This is a genomic window from Pseudoxanthomonas sp. F37, from assembly GCF_022965755.1.
Lineage (GTDB): Bacteria > Pseudomonadota > Gammaproteobacteria > Xanthomonadales > Xanthomonadaceae > Pseudoxanthomonas_A.
Window position 1 is genome coordinate 1905789 of the sequence record NZ_CP095187.1, and the last position, 15236, is coordinate 1921024.

The window sequence follows — 15236 nt, forward strand, 5'->3', positions numbered from 1 at the left end:
GCGAAGCCCGCTATTCTAGCGGGGTTTCCATAGCCGGATCAAGCGGTTGCATGCCATGCAAGGCAATCCGGCGACCGGCACGGGCCGGTGCCGGCCCGTCGGGCGGCATAATGGCGCATCCGATCACCGTGGAAACGCGCATGTCCGACCTTGCTCCCGTCCTGACCATCGATGGCCCGTCCGGCGCAGGCAAGGGTACCGTCAGTCGGATCGTCGCCTCACGGCTGGGCTGGCACTACCTGGATTCGGGGGCCCTGTACCGGGCGGTGGGGGTGGCGGCCAGCTGGGCCGATCTGGACGTGTCGGACCCGGCCGCCCTGGTCCGCTGCGCCTTCGACACGCGGGTCGGCTTTCGCGAGACCGAGGCCGGTTTGCGCGTGATCGTCGACGATCTTGATGCCACCGACGAGCTTCGTCTGGAAACGACCGGGGCCTTGGCCTCGGCCATCGCGGCCATCCCGGAGGTGCGTGCCGCCCTGAAGGAGCGGCAGCGGGCGTTCCGCCAGGCGCCGGGGCTGGTGGCAGACGGGCGGGACATGGGGACGGTCATCTTCCCGGATGCGCCCTACAAGGTGTTTCTGACCGCCAGTGCCGAGGAACGTGCCGAAAGGCGGTATAAGCAGTTGAAAGACAAAGGGGTTTCCGTCACAATCGACGGTCTGCTGCGCGAGATTCTCGCCCGCGATGCCCGTGACGCCCAGCGCACGGTGGCGCCCCTGCGGCCGGCCGACGACGCCGTCCTCATCGACACCACCGGCCTCGGCATCGAGGCGGTCGTCGAACGCGTGCTGGCCCTGGTGCCGGTGCGCGCGGGCTAGTTCCCGCGCAGCGGATGGCTCCGTGCGGAATCCTCCGCGCGGTTTTTCCAACCACAACACTCACGGCCACACGCAATCCCGCGCAGGCCGACAACGGGTGGACCGTGGCGCCCTCGCGCGCGCCGGTCTGTGTCATCAACCGAGTATTTTTCAATGACCGAATCATTTGCCGAACTGTTTGAACAGAGCCAGACCCAACTGGCCAAGCTGAAGCCGGGCGCGATCGTCACCGGCGTCGTCGTGGAAGTCCGCAACGACGTGGTGGTGATCAATGCCGGCCTGAAGTCCGAAGGCATCGTGCCGATCGAACAGTTCCGGAACGACGCCGGCGAAATCGACGTGGGCGTGGGCGACGAAGTGAAGGTGGCCCTCGACTCGATCGAGAACGGCTTCGGCGAAACCGTCCTCTCGCGCGAGAAGGCCAAGCGCGCCATGGTGTGGGACGAGCTGGAGCAGGCGCTGGAGAAGAACGAAACCATCACCGGCCGCATCAGCGGCAAGGTCAAGGGTGGTTTCACCGTCGACATCAAGGACGTCCGCGCGTTCCTGCCGGGCTCGCTGGTCGACGTGCGCCCGGTGCGCGACCCGGGCTACCTGGAAGGCAAGGAGCTGGAGTTCAAGCTCATCAAGCTGGACCGCAAGCGCAACAATGTGGTCGTCTCCCGCCGCGCGGTGGTCGAGAGCGAGCATTCGGAAGAGCGCGAGCAGTTGATGGACAAGCTGCAGGAAGGCGTGGTGCTGAAGGGCGTGGTCAAGAACCTCACCGACTACGGCGCGTTCGTCGACCTGGGCGGCATCGACGGCCTGCTGCACATCACCGACATGGCGTGGAAGCGCGTGCGTCACCCGTCCGAAGTCGTGGAAGTCGGCCAGGAGCTGGATGTCCGCGTGCTGAAGTACGACCGTGAGCGCAACCGCGTCTCGCTGGGCCTGAAGCAGCTGGGCGAGGATCCGTGGGACAACATCGCCCGCCGCTACCCGGCCAACAGCCGCGTGTTCGGCAAGGTCTCCAACGTCACCGATTACGGCGCGTTCGTCGAGATCGAGCCGGGCGTCGAAGGCCTGGTGCACGTGTCCGAGATGGACTGGACCAACAAGAACGTCAACCCGTCCAAGGTCGTGCAGGTCGGTGACGAGGTCGAAGTGATGGTGCTGGACGTGGACGAAGAGCGTCGCCGCATCTCGCTGGGCATGAAGCAGGTCGCCGCCAACCCGTGGGAGACCTTCGCGGCCACCCACAAGAAGAACGACAAGGTGTCCGGCCAGATCAAGTCGATCACCGACTTCGGCATCTTCATCGGCCTGGACGGCGGCATCGACGGCCTGATCCACCTGTCCGACATCAGCTGGAACACCACCGGCGAAGACATCGTGCGCAACTTCAAGAAGGGCGACACGCTGGAAGCCGTGGTGCTGGCCGTGGATCCGGAACGCGAGCGCATCAGCCTGGGCGTGAAGCAGCTGGAGCAGGACCCGTTCGGCCAGTACATGGCCGCGCACCCGAAGGGTTCGAAGGTCGAAGGCACGGTGAAGGAAGTGGACGCCAAGGGCGCCACGGTCGAGCTGGCCGACGGCATCGAGGGCTACGTGATGGCGCGCGACATCAGCCACGACCGCGTGGACGATGCCAGCCAGCATCTGAAGGTCGGCGACAAGGTGGAAGCCAAGTTCATCGGCATGGACCGCAAGGGCCGCACGCTGCAGCTGTCGATCAAGGCCAAGGACGAAGCCGAAACCGCCGAGGCGCTGGCCGAGTACAACAAGTCGGCCGCCGAGGCCGCTGCCGGCACCACCAGCCTGGGCGCGCTGCTGCGTGCGCAGCTGGACGGCGGCAAGTCCGAGTAACCGGCAGGACGCTTGAAGTTCCATCCGCAGTAACGTCCCCGCCGGCCCGGATTGTTCCGGGCCGGCGCGGGGTACATCCGCCCGAACGCCAGACGCGATGACCAAATCCGAACTCATCGAGATCCTCAGCCGCCGCCAGCCGCACCTCAAGGCCGAGGACGTGGACCTGGCCGTCAAGGCATTGCTGGAAATGATGGGCGGCGCGCTTGCCCAGGGCGATCGCATCGAGATTCGCGGATTCGGCAGTTTTTCGCTGCACTACCGTCCGCCGCGCATGGGCCGCAATCCCAAGACCGGCGAATCGGTCGCATTGCCCGCCAAGCACGTTCCCCATTTCAAGCCGGGCAAGGAGCTGCGCGAGCGCGTCAGCGACGTCACGCCCATCGAAGAAGCCGGGGAATAACGCCTGCGGGGCGCGTGTCGTTCCACGCCGACTCCGCTAAGCTAGGCGCCGTCCCGCAAGGAGTCGCCTGATGAACATGTTCCGCCTGGTCGTCGCACTGCTGTTCCTGGCCTACGGACTCATCATCGGCGTGCTCAATACGCAGCCGATCACCCTCAAGCTGCTGTTCACCGAATTCCAGACCTCGTCCGGCGTGGGCATCATGCTGTCCCTGCTGCTGGGCGTGGTGGTCGGTGGGCTGATCGTGCTGGCCACGCTGGTCTGGCCCCTGTACGCCAAACTGCGCAGGGCCACGCGCGCCGCGGCGCCGACCCAAGATGCCGGCGTCTGACCATGGCCTTCCTCACCGAGTGGTTCTGGTTCTTCCTCTTTCTTCCATTGGCTGCGCTCAGCGGCTGGATCATCGGCCGGCGCGGTGGACAGCGCCATGGGGACACCCAGGTCAGCCGGCTGTCGAGTACCTACTTCCGCGGCCTGAACTACCTGCTCAACGAGCAGCCCGACAAGGCGATCGAACTTTTCCTGCACATCGCCGAGCTCGACAAGGAAACTTTCGAGACGCAGGTCGCGCTGGGCCACCTGTTCCGCAGGCGCGGTGAGGTGGACCGCGCCATCCGCCTGCACCAGGGACTGGTGCAGCGGGCGGACCTGAGCGACGCCCAGCGCGTGCAGGCCTTGCTGGCGTTGGGCGAGGACTACATGCGTTCGGGTCTGCTGGACCGCGCCGAAACCGTGTTCTCGGACCTGGCGCGCATCGACCAGCGTGCCCCGCAGGCACTGAAGCATCTCATCGGCATCTACCAGGCCGAGCGCGACTGGGAAAAGGCGATCGACAACGCGCTGCGTTATGAGGAAGTCACCGGCGAGCCCATGGGCAAGCTGGTCGCCCAGTTCGAGTGCGAGCTGGCCGAACGCCAGCGCACCGCCAACAACATCGAAGCTGCGCGCGCGGCGGTGGCGCGCGCTTACCAGGCCGACGCCGGCAGTGTCCGTGCCGGCATCATCGAGGGCCGGATCGAATCCGATGCGGGCAATCCGGAAGCGGCGATCCGCGCATTCGAACGCGCGGCCCGCCACGATCCCGATTACCTGCCCGAGGTGCTGCCCAGCCTGCTGGCGGGGTACGACCAGGTGGGCGACCTGTCGGGCGCGCGCGCCTTCCTGTCCGAAATGTGCGAGCACTACCGGGGCATCGCGCCCGTGCTGGCGCTGACCCGCCTGGTGGAACGCCAGGAGGGTGTCGCCGCCGCCCGGGCCTATCTGGCCCGGCAGCTCAAGGATCGGCCGTCGGTAAGAGGCGAAGCCGCGCTGATCGACCTCACGCTGGCCGAAGGCGCCGATCCCGCGGCAACCCTGCACGATCTGAAGCACATCACCGACCAGTTGCTGGTGCGCAATCCCAGCTACCGGTGCACGCGTTGCGGATTCGGAGCGCGCACGCATCACTGGCAATGCCCGAGTTGCAAGGAGTGGGGCACGATCAAGCCGCTGCTGAACTACGCGGTGGTCTGATGCCTCATGCATTCGTCTGGCTGGGGCTGCTGACCGCGGCCGCCGCTGTGGCGACCTGGCTGGCGCGTCGCTACGCCTTGCGCGGCAATCTGCTGGACCAGCCCGGCGAACGGCGCAGCCACAGCGTCGCCACGCCGCGCGGGGGCGGTATCGCCATCGTGGCGGTGGTGCTGGCGGCCGGTGCGTTCCTGGCCCTGCGTCCCCCTGCAGGCGCGCTGTGGGCGGGATTTCTGCCCGGATTCCTGATCGTGGCCGGTATCGGCTGGTGGGACGACCATCGCCCCCTGTCCCCGTGGCTGCGATTGGGCGTCCATGGCGTCGCGGCCGTCGCCTTGGCGGCTGGCGCGTGGTGCCAGGGCGGCCAGGCAGGGCTGGCCTTGCTGGCGTTCGGCATGGCGATGGTGCTGGTCAATGTGTGGAATTTCATGGACGGCATCAACGGGCTGGCGGCCAGCCAGGCCGCTGTGGCGGCACTGGCCTTCGCCGCCCTGTTGACGGACGGCTGGCATTGGCTGGCCCTGGCCGTGCTGGCGGGGTGCCTGGGCTTTCTTCCGTTCAACTTCCCCAAGGCGCGCATATTCCTGGGAGACGTCGGTAGCGGGGCACTGGGATTCGCGCTGGCCGGTCTGTTCGCGGCTGCGGCTCTGGCCTCGCCGCCTGCGAGGTGGCCGGTGCTGTTGCTTCCCCTCACGGCCTTCCTCGTCGACGCCGGCTTCACCTTGCTGGAGCGCATGCTGAGGGGCGAGTCATGGTGGACCCCTCATGTCAGTCATCTCTACCAGCGGAGTGCACGGCGGTATGGGCACACCGCCGTAACCGTGATTTACATGGCGTTTGGCGGCGTTACATTACTGTTAACATACGCGATGTCCCATGCGTCGCTCGGGGTGGCGCTGGCTACGGCGGCCGTCGCTTACGGTGTGGGTGGGGCGCTGTGGTTTTCATTGCGCCGAGGACGGCGCGGCTAGCAGGCACCTGGAGATGGAGCTGATGGAATCATGGCGGGATCGATTGAGCGGTGTGATGCCACGCGTCCTCGTCGCGGCCCATGATCTGGGCATGGTGTGGATCTGCTGGCAGATCCTGCACCGGTTGCGTTACGCCATGCTGGCCCATTCGCCGGACTTCCCCCTGTGGTCCAACGAAATCGCCATCGTTCTGGTGGCGCAGGGCACGGTGTTCTGGTGGATGGGGCTGTACCGGGGGCTGTGGCGCTTTGCGAGCCTGCCGGATCTGTGGAACATCGTGAAGGCATGTGCGCTGGGCTTCCTGGGCATACTGCTGGGTCTGTTCTTCTACAATCGCTTCGGTTCCACGCCGCGCGTGGTGCTCGGGTTCTATCCGTTCGCGCTCGTCGGGCTGCTTGGCTTGCCTCGCCTGGTCTATCGCGCCTGGAAGGACAGTCAGGCTCAACGTGTCAACGAGACCGCCTCGCGCGTGCTGATTCTGGGCGCCGGGCGTGCCGGCGAAGCGCTGGTGCGCGAGCTGCGCCGCACGGGCGTCTACTACCCGATCGCATTCCTCGATGACGCCACCCGGCTGCATGGTTCGAAGCTGCAGGGCGTGCCCGTTCTCGGCGGGCTGGAGAACGCCGCTGCCGTCGCGCGCGAAACCGCGGCGCGCATGCTCGTCATCGCCATGCCTTCGCTGGACGCGCCGGCCATGCAGCGCGTGGTGGCGATCTGCGAGAGCACCGGATTGCCGTTCCGCATGGTGCCCAAACTGATCAACGTGCTGGAAGGGCAGTCCATGCCCGGCGATCTCAAGGAGGTCGCGATCGAAGACCTGCTGGGTCGCAAATCTGTGACGCCGGACTGGAAGCTCATACGCGGCTGGCTGGGCGGGCGCACCGTCATGGTGACGGGCGCGGGCGGATCGATCGGATCCGAGCTCTGCCGGCAGTGCGCACGGCATGGTGCCCAGCGGATAGCGCTGGTCGAGATCGACGAACTGGCGCTGATCACCATCCAGGGCGACCTGCGGCGCGCCTTCCCCGACCTCGAGGTGCTGCCGGTGCTGGGCAATTGCGGCGATCCCGCCGTCATCGCCCATGCCTTGGCGATCGCCGAGCCCGATGCGGTATTCCATGCCGCCGCCTACAAGCAGGTGCCGTTGCTGGAAAGCCATCTGCGCGAGGCCGTGGGCAACAACGTGCTGGCGACCGAGGCGGTGGCACGCGCCTGCCGCGACGCCGGCGTGGCGACCTTCGTGCTGATCTCGACGGACAAGGCGGTGGATCCGGTCAACGTGCTGGGGGCCACCAAGCGCCTGGCCGAGATGGCGTGCCAGTCGCTCGACGACGCCCGCTCCGGCACCCGCTACGTCACCGTGCGGTTCGGCAACGTCCTGGACTCGGCGGGAAGCGTGGTGCCGCTGTTCCGCGAACAGATCCGCAAGGGCGGACCGGTCACCGTGACCGATCCCGACGTCACCCGGTATTTCATGACCATCCCGGAGGCGTGCCAGCTGATCCTGCAGGCCGCCTCCGGCGCGGCGCACGCCTCCATCTATACGCTGGACATGGGCGATCCGGTGCCGATCCGGCTGCTGGCCGAGCAGATGATCCGCCTGGCCGGCAAGCAACCGGGACGGGACATCGCCATCGTCTACACAGGCCTGCGGCCCGGCGAAAAGCTGCATGAGACGCTTTTCCACGCCGACGAGCGCTATCAGCCGACGTCGCACTCCAAGATCATGAAGGCGATCGCGCGCGAGGTTTCGAGCGAGTTCATCGATCTGGCCCTGCAGCGCCTGCGCGCCGCGCACGCCCGCTACGACACCACCGAGCTGGCCGAGGTGTTGAGGATCGCCGTGCCGGAATTCACGCCGATGTCAAACGATCAGAACGAAGCATCGGCTAACATCGTGGTCTTCCCTGGTCGAGACGCCCGCAGAACCCGATGACTTCCGCCCGCATCCGCAAGGCCGTGTTCCCCGTGGCGGGACTCGGCACCCGCTTCCTGCCCGCAACCAAGACCGTCCCCAAGGAAATGCTGCCGATCATCGACCGGCCGCTGATCCAGTACGCCGTCGACGAAGCGGTCGAGGCAGGCTGCGACACGCTGATCTTCGTCACCAACCGTTACAAGCATGCGGTGGCGGACTACTTCGACAAGGCCTACGAGCTGGAGCAGAAGCTCGAGCGGGCCGGCAAGACCGAGCAGCTGGACCTGGTGCGCAACGTGCTTCCGCCACACGTGCGGGCCGTGTTCGTGACCCAGGCCGAAGCGCTGGGGCTGGGCCATGCCGTCCTTTGCGCCAAACCCATCGTCGGCGATGAGCCGTTCGCCGTGCTGCTGCCCGACGACCTGATCTGGAACCGGGGACCCGGTGCGCTGAAGCAGATGGCGGATGCCGCTGAACGTTCCGGCGCGAGCATGATCGCCGTGCAGGACGTATCGCCGGAACAGACCGGCAGCTACGGCATCGTGGCGACAGAGTCCTTCAACGGGCGCGAAGGCAGGATCGGTGCCATCGTCGAAAAGCCGAAGCCCGAGGATGCGCCCAGCACCCTCGCCGTGGTCGGGCGCTACGTCCTGGACGGACGCATTTTCGAGTTGCTGGAGAACACCACGCCCGGCGCGGGCGGCGAAATCCAGTTGACCGACGGCATCGCCCAACTGCTGCGCGAAAAGCCCGTGCACGCCTACCGCTTCCAGGGCACGCGCTTCGATTGCGGCACCCATATCGGCCTGATCGAAGCCACCATCCGTTACGCGCTGGACCACGAGAAGCTCAGCGATGCGGCGCGCGACACCATGCAGGACGCGCTGAGCGAACTGGGCGTACGGGACCTGCAGTAGACCTTGCGCGGGTACGCTCGCGGGCGGCAACAAGGCCCCATAATCCCGTCCGCGATGTCAGAACCTGCTTCCAGCTACTATCTGGCGACGGCTGCGCCGTCCTTGCCGCACGAACCCCTCCGGGGGCGTCGGGAAGCCGCCGTCTGCGTCATCGGCGGTGGTTTCGCCGGCCTGAACACGGCCCTGGGCCTGGCCGAGCGCGGTACGCGCGAGGTCGTCGTCCTGGAGGCGAGGGCGCCCGGTTTTGGCGCGTCCGGGCGCAACGGGGGATTCGTCTTCGGCGGCTTTTCGCGCGGCGAGGGCGCGCTGCTGCGGGAGGTGGGCGTCGCGCGCGCGAAGGCGTTGTACGGCGGCACGCTGCAGGCGGTCGAGCTGATCCGCGAGCGGATCGCGCGCTACCGGATCGACTGCGAACCGACGGAGCAGGGCGTCATCTGGGCGAACTGGTTCAAGGACGCTGCGGTGCTGCGCGAGCGCCAGGCGCTGCTGGCGGAACACTACGACACCCATTGGGCCTGGTGGTCGCGCGATCGGTTGCGCACCCAGGTCAACTCAACCCGCTACCACGACGGTCTGTTCGAGCCGCAGGGTTTCCATTTCCATCCGCTGAACTACGCGACGGGACTGGCGCGGGTTGTGGCCGACGCGGGCGTGGCGGTGCATGCGGCATCGCCGGCGGTGTCGCTGGAACGCAACGGGGCTTCGTGGCGGGTGCGTACGCCGGAAGGCGAGGTCGAAGCGCCGCAGGTCGTGCTCGCATGCGGCGGCTATCTGGCCGGCCTGCGCGCACGCGTCGACGCGGCGGTACTGCCCATCGCCACCTACGTGATGGTGACCGCGCCCCTGGGCGCGCGCTTGTCCGAGGTGCTGGCGACCGGCGCAGCCGTCTACGACACGCGTTTCGCCTTCGACTATTACCGGCCGCTACCCGATACGCGCATCCTCTGGGGCGGACGGATCTCCGTGCTCGACCGTTCGCCCGCCGCGGTGCGACGCCTGCTCTACCGGGACATGTTGAAGGTGTTTCCGCAGCTCGAAGGCATCGGCATCGACTACGCGTGGTCGGGCCTGATGAGCTACGCGCGGCACCAGATGCCGCAGATCGGCCAGGTCGAACCCGGATTGTGGCTGGCGCAGGCCTTCGGTGGGCATGGCGTGGCCCCCACGACGTTCGCCGGGGAAGTGCTGGCGGCGGCGATTGCGCAGGGAGACGGCCGGTGGAAGGAATTCGCGGATTACGGCCTGGTGTCCGCGCTGAAGCCGGCGGGGTTCCTGGGGGCCCAGTTGAGTTACTGGTGGGCCGAATCCAGGGACGCCTGGAAGGATTGGCGGGAACGGGCGAGCGGAGGATGAGCGTGGAGAGCGGTGCGATCGGCTGGGCGGATTTCGAAAAGGTGCACCTGTGCGCCGGCACCGTCGTGCGCGTGGAGGCCTTCCCGGAAGCGCGCAAGCCCGCATGGAAGGTATGGGTGGATTTCGGTCCGCATGGCGTCAAGAAGACCAGCGCGCAGATCCACGCGCTCTACGGCGCGGACGATCTGGTGGGCCGGCAGATCGTCGGCGTCATCAACTTTCCGCCCAAGCAGGTCGGTCCGTTCGTATCCGAGTTCCTGCTGACCGGGTTCCATACCGATGCCGGCGTGGTGGTGACCACCGTCGAGCGTCCCGTCCCGGACGGCGCACGCCTGGCCTGAGTTCCGGTCTTCGGAACGAACATGGCGCCTCGCGGCGCCATGTCGTGGACGGTGCGTAGTGTCCTCAGAGCGATTCGAAGATGCCCGCCGCGCCCATGCCGGTGCCGATGCACATGGTCACCATGCCGTACTTCTTCTGCCGGCGACGCATGCCGTGCACGATCGTCGCGGTACGGATGGCGCCGGTGGCGCCCAGCGGATGGCCGAGCGCGATGGCGCCGCCCAGCGGATTGATCTTCGACGGGTCCAGGTCGCTGTCGCGGATCACCGCCAGGGCCTGTGCGGCGAAGGCTTCGTTGAGCTCGATCCAATCCAGCTGATCCTTGGTCAGGCCGGCCTGCTTCAGGGCCTTCGGGATGGCCGCGATCGGGCCGATGCCCATCACTTCCGGCCGCACGCCGGCCACCGAGAAGCTGACGAAGCGCGCCAACGGGGTCAGGCCGTAGTCCTTGATCGCCTGCTCCGAGGCCAGCAGCACGCCGGCCGCGCCGTCGCTCATCTGCGAGGAGGTGCCCGCGGTCACGGTGCCGCCGAACTGCGGGTTGCGGAACACGGTGCGCAGCTTGGCCAGGCCTTCCAGGGAGGTGTCCGCGCGCGGCCCCTCATCCTGCTCCACCAGCAGCTTCTTCAGGCGCACGGTGTTGCCGGCCAGGTCGGGCTGGCGCGAGACGACCTCGTAGGGGCTGATCTCGTCACGGAATTCGCCCGCGGCCTGCGCCGCCAGGGCCTTCTGGTGCGAAGCCACGGCGAAGGCGTCCTGGTCCTCGCGCGAAATCTTCCATTCCTCGGCGACCTTCTCGGCGGTGATGCCCATGCCGTAGGCGATGGCCACGTGGTCGTTGTCGAACACGCTGGGCGCCATGGCGATCTTGTTGCCCATCATCGGCACCATGCTCATGCTCTCGGTGCCGCCGGCGAGCATCAGGTCGGCATGGCCCAGGCGGATCTGGTCCGCCGCCATCGCCACCGCCTGCAGGCCGGACGAGCAGAAGCGGTTGATGGTCTGCGCGGCGATGGTGTTCGGCAGGCCCGCCAGCAGCAGGCCGATGCGCGCCACGTTCATGCCTTGCTCGGCTTCGGGCATCGCGCAGCCGATGATGGCGTCGTCGATGCGGTTGACGTCGATGCCCGGCGCCTGCGCCACGACCGACTTCAGTACGTGCGCCAGCATGTCGTCCGGACGGGTGTTGCGGAACACGCCCTTGGGCGCCTTGCCGACCGGCGTGCGGGTGGCGGCGACGATGTAGGCGTCTTGGATTTGTTTGCTCACTTGGCTTTCTCCGAAAGCCGGGAATGGGGAATGGAGAGTCGGGAATCGTGAAGACGGATTCGCGCGATCTGCGGCATTCCTGTTTCCCGGCAGAAAATTAGGGAGGGAGAGAGGCGTCGGGAGTTGACGGCGTCCATTCCCGATTCCCCACTCCCGATTCTCAGTTCCGCAACGGCTTGCCGGTCTTCAGCATGTGCGCGATGCGGGCCTGGGTTTTTTCCTGCTGCGCCAGTTCGACGAAGTGCTGGCGCTCCAGCTTCAGCAGCCATTCCTCGTCGACCACCGATCCCCGATCCACCTCGCCGCCGCACAACACGGTGGCGATGCGCACTGCGATCTCGTAGTCGTACGGGCTGATGAAGCGGCCTTCCAGCATGTTCACCAGCATCATCTTGAAGGTGGCGATGCCGACATCGCCGGCCACCTGGATGCGGCGTGCGGGCAGGGGGGCGGTAGCCCGTCTCGGCCAGCGCCAGGGCTTCCTGCTTGGCGATGTACAGCAGTTCATTGGCATTGAAGGCCACCTTGTCGCCCGCGCGCATCAGGCCCAGTTCCCGGGCCTCGACCGCGGAGGCGGAGACCTTGGCCATCGCGACCGTTTCGAAGGTCTTCTTCAGCTCGGCGAACACGTCGCCGCCCGGGCCCGCCGCCTGCGAGGCGCGTACCGCGATTTCCTTCAGGCCACCGCCGGCCGGCAGCAGGCCCACGCCCGCTTCGACCAGGCCGATGTAGCTTTCCAGATGCGCGATGGTGCGCGCGCTGTGCATCTGGAACTCGCAGCCACCGCCCAGGGCAAGGCCGCGCACGGCGGCCACGACGGGCACCAGCGCGTACTTGATGCGCTGGCTGGTGGCCTGGAAGTTGGCCACCATCGCCTCGAACTCGGCGATCTTGCCGGCCTGCAGCGCACCCAGCGCGCCCGCCAGATCGGCGCCCGCGGAGAAGGGTTCCTTCGGCTGCCAGATCACCAGGCCCTTGAACCTGCGTTCGGCGATGGCGATGGCTTCCTGCAGGCCGTCCAGCACGGCGTCGGAGACCGTGTGCATCTTGGTCTTGAAGCTGACCACGCCGATCCCGTCGCCGTCGGTCCACAGACGGACGCCGTCGTTCTCGAACACGGTCGCGCCCTGCGCAAATGCCTCACCCAGCAGCGGATCCGGGAAGCGCTGGCGCTGGTACACCGGCAGACTCGAGCGCGGCAGCTTGGCGTTCTTGGCCGGGCTGTAGCTGCCCTCGGCGCCGTGCACGCCCTCGCGGCCGTCGAACACCCAGTTCGGCAGCGGCGCGCTGCTCATGGCCTTGCCGGCCACGATGTCGTCGGCGATCCACTGCGCCACCTGCTTCCAGCCGGCCGCCTGCCAGGTCTCGAACGGGCCCAGCGACCAGCCGTAGCCCCAGCGGATGGCCAGGTCGACGTCGCGCGCGGTCTCGGCGATGTCGGCCAGGTGATAGGCGCTGTAGTGGAAGAGGTCGCGGAACACCGCCCACAGGAACCGGGCCTGCGGATGCTGGCTCTCGCGCAACCTGGCGAATTTCTCGGCCGGGTTCCTGATCTTCAGGATCTCCACCACCTCCGGCGCCGCGGTGCGGTCGGAGGCGCGATAGTCCTGCTTCTCCAGGTCGAGCACCACGATGTCCTTGCCGACCTTGCGGAAGATGCCCGCGCCGGTCTTCTGGCCCAGTGCGCCCTTGGCGATCAGCGCTTCCAGCCACTTCGGCGACTTGAAGTAGGCATGCCACGGATCGTCCGGCAGGGTGTCGGCCATGGTCTTGATGACATGGGCCATGGTGTCCAGGCCGACGACGTCGGAGGTGCGGTAGGTGGCGGACTTCGGGCGGCCGATCAACGGCCCGGTGATGGCATCCACCTCGTCGAAGCCGAGCTTGAATTCCCCCGTGTGGTGGGCCGTGGCCAGGATCGAGAACACGCCGATGCGGTTGCCGATGAAGTTGGGCGTGTCCTTGGCGTACACCACGCCCTTGCCAAGCGTGGTGGTCAGGAAGGTCTCCAGACCCTCAAGCACCGAGGCATCGGTGGACCGGGCGGGAATCAGCTCGGCCAGATGCATGTAGCGCGGCGGGTTGAAGAAGTGCACACCGGAGAAGCGGTGCCGAAGTTCTTCTGGAAGAACTTCGGCCAACTTGTTGATTCCCAAGCCAGAGGTATTGCTGGCCAGCACGGCATGCGGGGCGACGAAGGGGGCGATCTTCCGGTACAGGTCCTGCTTCCAGTCCATCCGTTCGGCGATGGCCTCGATGATCAGGTCGCAGCCCTTCAGGTGCTCCAGCCCTGTCTCGTAATTGGCCGGCGTGATCGCCTCGGCCAGCGACTTGCTGGCCAGCGGGGCAGGGCTGAGTTTGGCCAGGTTGGCGATGGCCTTGTGCACGATGCCATCCGGATGCCCCTCTTTGGCGGGCAGGTCGAACAGCACCGTGTCGACGCCGGCGTTGGTCAGGTGCGCGGCGATCTGCGCGCCCATCACACCGGCGCCCAGCACGGCCGCCTTGCGTACAAGCAATGGATTGGACATGGAATTTCCTTGGATTGCAGGGGTTTCAGACATGGTCGGCGCGCAGGCCGGCCTCGGCGAAGCGGATCAGTTCACGGGCGGCACGCTCACGGTGCGCCGCTTCCGTGACGCCCGGTGGGCGCTTGATCAGGCCGAAATCGGCCATGGCGTAGGTCAGTGCGCCCGAGAAGAAGTCCAGCCGCCAGTACAGCGCCTCCTTGCTCAGGCCCGGCACGCAGCCCGCGATGGCCTTGCCGAACTCGCGCAGCACGTGGCCGTAGTGGTCGGACAGGAACTTGCGCAGCCCGTCGTTCTTCTCGGCGTAGGCGCGGGCGATGACCCGGACGAAGGCGCCGCCCCCCTGGCGGTCCTGGGCCAGGGCCAGGGCAGGCTCGACGAAGGCGGCCAGGATGGGTTCCAACTGCCCGGGACGTTCGACCAGCGCTTTCTCCAGCAGGGACAGGCGGGCGGCGGTCATGTCGTCCATGCGGCGGCGGAACACCTCGTTGACCAGGTTTTCCTTGCTGCCGAAGTGGTAGTTGACGGCGGCGATGTTCACGTCCGCCCGGCTGGTGACCTGGCGCAGCGAGGTGCCGGCGAAGCCGTGCTGGGCGAACAACTCTTCGGCCGCCCCCAGGATGCGCTCCTTGGTGGAGAAATGCGTGGTGTTGCCCATGGTTCCTCCGGGACTGAATCAAACGCTTGTTTGACTCATTCTCCGCCGGCTCGGGGACGCTGTCATGCTGCAAAGCAGCATTCTCCGGAGTCCTGCTGCACTGCGGCGCCGGATGCTTTAGAATCTCGCTACGCTTTCTGGTCTAAGCCCGCGTTTCGTCGCGGGTTTTTCATGTTAACCTCGGGTCTTCAGTGGCCCGCCCAACGGAGAAAATCCCCATGGCGCTGGAGCGCACCCTGTCGATCGTCAAGCCCGATGCCGTCGCCAAGAACGTCATCGGCGAAATCTATGCCCGTTTCGAAAAGAACGGCCTGAAGATCGTCGCCTCGAAGATGAAGCATCTCTCGCGTCGTGAAGCCGAAGGCTTCTATGCCGTGCACCGCGAGCGTCCGTTCTTCAACGCGCTGGTCGAATTCATGATCTCCGGCCCGGTCGCCATCCAGGTGCTGGAAGGCGAGAACGCGGTGCTGAAGCACCGCGAGATCCTCGGCGCCACCAATCCGAAGGACGCCGCGCCCGGCACCATCCGCGCCGACTTCGCCGATTCCATCGACGCCAACGCGGCGCATGGTTCGGATTCGGTCGAGAACGCGAACACCGAGATCGCGTATTTCTTCGCCGCCACCGAAGTGTTCTCGCGCTGAATGATGGCGTGATGAGCAGCCACGACCTGCCGCCGATCGAGTTGAAGCTGGCCACGGACGC

13 protein-coding genes and 1 pseudogene are annotated in these 15236 nt (G+C 66.8%); 11 read left to right on the top strand and 3 right to left on the bottom strand.

The window, feature by feature from the left end:
- Positions 1 to 140: 140 nt before the first annotated feature.
- From cmk to MUU77_RS08870, 10 genes are all read left to right on the top strand, one after another.
- Positions 141 to 818, top strand: a complete 678-nt coding sequence (gene cmk / locus MUU77_RS08825) for a (d)CMP kinase (RefSeq protein WP_245094355.1) — start codon at positions 141 to 143, stop codon at positions 816 to 818.
- A 153-nt stretch (positions 819 to 971) separates the two neighbouring features.
- Complete coding sequence (gene rpsA / locus MUU77_RS08830; RefSeq protein ID WP_245093900.1) at positions 972 to 2663, top strand: 30S ribosomal protein S1; 1692 nt, start codon at positions 972 to 974, stop codon at positions 2661 to 2663.
- Positions 2664 to 2760: 97 nt separating this feature from the next.
- Positions 2761 to 3066 carry an integration host factor subunit beta gene (locus tag MUU77_RS08835; RefSeq protein ID WP_142124760.1) on the top strand — a complete coding sequence of 102 codons (306 nt, stop codon included), beginning with the start codon at positions 2761 to 2763 and terminating at the stop codon, positions 3064 to 3066.
- Positions 3067 to 3136: 70 nt separating this feature from the next.
- On the top strand, positions 3137 to 3397 hold the full coding sequence (locus tag MUU77_RS08840; protein ID WP_245093902.1) for a lipopolysaccharide assembly protein LapA domain-containing protein: 261 nt from the start codon (positions 3137 to 3139) through the stop codon (positions 3395 to 3397).
- A 2-nt stretch (positions 3398 to 3399) separates the two neighbouring features.
- The gene (gene lapB / locus MUU77_RS08845; protein WP_245093905.1) at positions 3400 to 4578 is read left to right on the top strand and encodes a lipopolysaccharide assembly protein LapB; all 1179 of its coding nucleotides are present in this window, start codon (positions 3400 to 3402) and stop codon (positions 4576 to 4578) included.
- Positions 4578 to 5546: a lipopolysaccharide biosynthesis protein gene (locus MUU77_RS08850; protein ID WP_245093908.1), complete on the top strand. Its 969-nt coding sequence runs from the start codon at positions 4578 to 4580 to the stop codon at positions 5544 to 5546. Before lapB ends, MUU77_RS08850 begins: the two co-directional genes overlap by 1 nt.
- Positions 5547 to 5568: 22 nt before the next feature.
- On the top strand, positions 5569 to 7482 hold the full coding sequence (locus MUU77_RS08855; protein WP_245094358.1) for a nucleoside-diphosphate sugar epimerase/dehydratase: 1914 nt from the start codon (positions 5569 to 5571) through the stop codon (positions 7480 to 7482).
- Positions 7479 to 8381: a UTP--glucose-1-phosphate uridylyltransferase GalU gene (galU, locus tag MUU77_RS08860; protein WP_245093910.1), complete on the top strand. Its 903-nt coding sequence runs from the start codon at positions 7479 to 7481 to the stop codon at positions 8379 to 8381. Before MUU77_RS08855 ends, galU begins: the two co-directional genes overlap by 4 nt.
- Positions 8382 to 8435: 54 nt before the next feature.
- A complete protein-coding gene (locus MUU77_RS08865; RefSeq protein WP_245093912.1) occupies positions 8436 to 9734 on the top strand; it encodes an FAD-binding oxidoreductase in 1299 nt (432 codons plus the stop codon).
- Positions 9731 to 10075: a tRNA-binding protein gene (locus MUU77_RS08870; RefSeq protein WP_245093914.1), complete on the top strand. Its 345-nt coding sequence runs from the start codon at positions 9731 to 9733 to the stop codon at positions 10073 to 10075. The genes MUU77_RS08865 and MUU77_RS08870 overlap by 4 nt, the downstream gene beginning before the upstream one ends.
- Before the next feature lie 64 nt (positions 10076 to 10139).
- Here the strand turns inward: MUU77_RS08870 and MUU77_RS08875 are convergent, their stop codons facing one another.
- The 3 genes and pseudogenes from MUU77_RS08875 to MUU77_RS08885 form a co-directional block, all read right to left on the bottom strand.
- Entirely contained in the window at positions 10140 to 11345 is a 1206-nt protein-coding gene (locus tag MUU77_RS08875; RefSeq protein WP_245093916.1) for an acetyl-CoA C-acyltransferase, read from the bottom strand.
- A gap of 160 nt (positions 11346 to 11505) precedes the next feature.
- Positions 11506 to 13876, bottom strand: a pseudogene (locus MUU77_RS08880) (3-hydroxyacyl-CoA dehydrogenase/enoyl-CoA hydratase family protein).
- A 25-nt stretch (positions 13877 to 13901) separates the two neighbouring features.
- On the bottom strand, positions 13902 to 14531 hold the full coding sequence (locus MUU77_RS08885) for a TetR family transcriptional regulator (RefSeq protein WP_245093918.1): 630 nt from the start codon (positions 14529 to 14531) through the stop codon (positions 13902 to 13904).
- A gap of 218 nt (positions 14532 to 14749) precedes the next feature.
- On the opposite strand from MUU77_RS08885, the gene ndk reads away from it, so the two are divergent.
- Positions 14750 to 15175, top strand: a complete 426-nt coding sequence (gene ndk, locus MUU77_RS08890) for a nucleoside-diphosphate kinase (RefSeq protein WP_162110370.1) — start codon at positions 14750 to 14752, stop codon at positions 15173 to 15175.
- Positions 15176 to 15236 lie beyond the last annotated feature (61 nt).

Bases quoted from the DNA above. Each gene is read 5' to 3' on its own strand.
- MUU77_RS08865 (WP_245093912.1), top strand. From the start codon at position 8,436: ATGTCAGAACCTGCTTCCAGCTACTATCTGGCGACGGCTGCGCCGTCC.
- ndk (WP_162110370.1), top strand. From the start codon at position 14,750: ATGGCGCTGGAGCGCACCCTGTCGATCGTCAAGCCCGATGCCGTCGCC.
- MUU77_RS08840 (WP_245093902.1), top strand. From the start codon at position 3,137: ATGAACATGTTCCGCCTGGTCGTCGCACTGCTGTTCCTGGCCTACGGA.
- lapB (WP_245093905.1), top strand. From the start codon at position 3,400: ATGGCCTTCCTCACCGAGTGGTTCTGGTTCTTCCTCTTTCTTCCATTG.
- MUU77_RS08855 (WP_245094358.1), top strand. From the start codon at position 5,569: ATGGAATCATGGCGGGATCGATTGAGCGGTGTGATGCCACGCGTCCTC.
- cmk (WP_245094355.1), top strand. From the start codon at position 141: ATGTCCGACCTTGCTCCCGTCCTGACCATCGATGGCCCGTCCGGCGCA.
- MUU77_RS08850 (WP_245093908.1), top strand. From the start codon at position 4,578: ATGCCTCATGCATTCGTCTGGCTGGGGCTGCTGACCGCGGCCGCCGCT.
- MUU77_RS08885 (WP_245093918.1), bottom strand. From the start codon at position 14,531: ATGGGCAACACCACGCATTTCTCCACCAAGGAGCGCATCCTGGGGGCG.
- galU (WP_245093910.1), top strand. From the start codon at position 7,479: ATGACTTCCGCCCGCATCCGCAAGGCCGTGTTCCCCGTGGCGGGACTC.
- rpsA (WP_245093900.1), top strand. From the start codon at position 972: ATGACCGAATCATTTGCCGAACTGTTTGAACAGAGCCAGACCCAACTG.
- MUU77_RS08870 (WP_245093914.1), top strand. From the start codon at position 9,731: ATGAGCGTGGAGAGCGGTGCGATCGGCTGGGCGGATTTCGAAAAGGTG.
- MUU77_RS08835 (WP_142124760.1), top strand. From the start codon at position 2,761: ATGACCAAATCCGAACTCATCGAGATCCTCAGCCGCCGCCAGCCGCAC.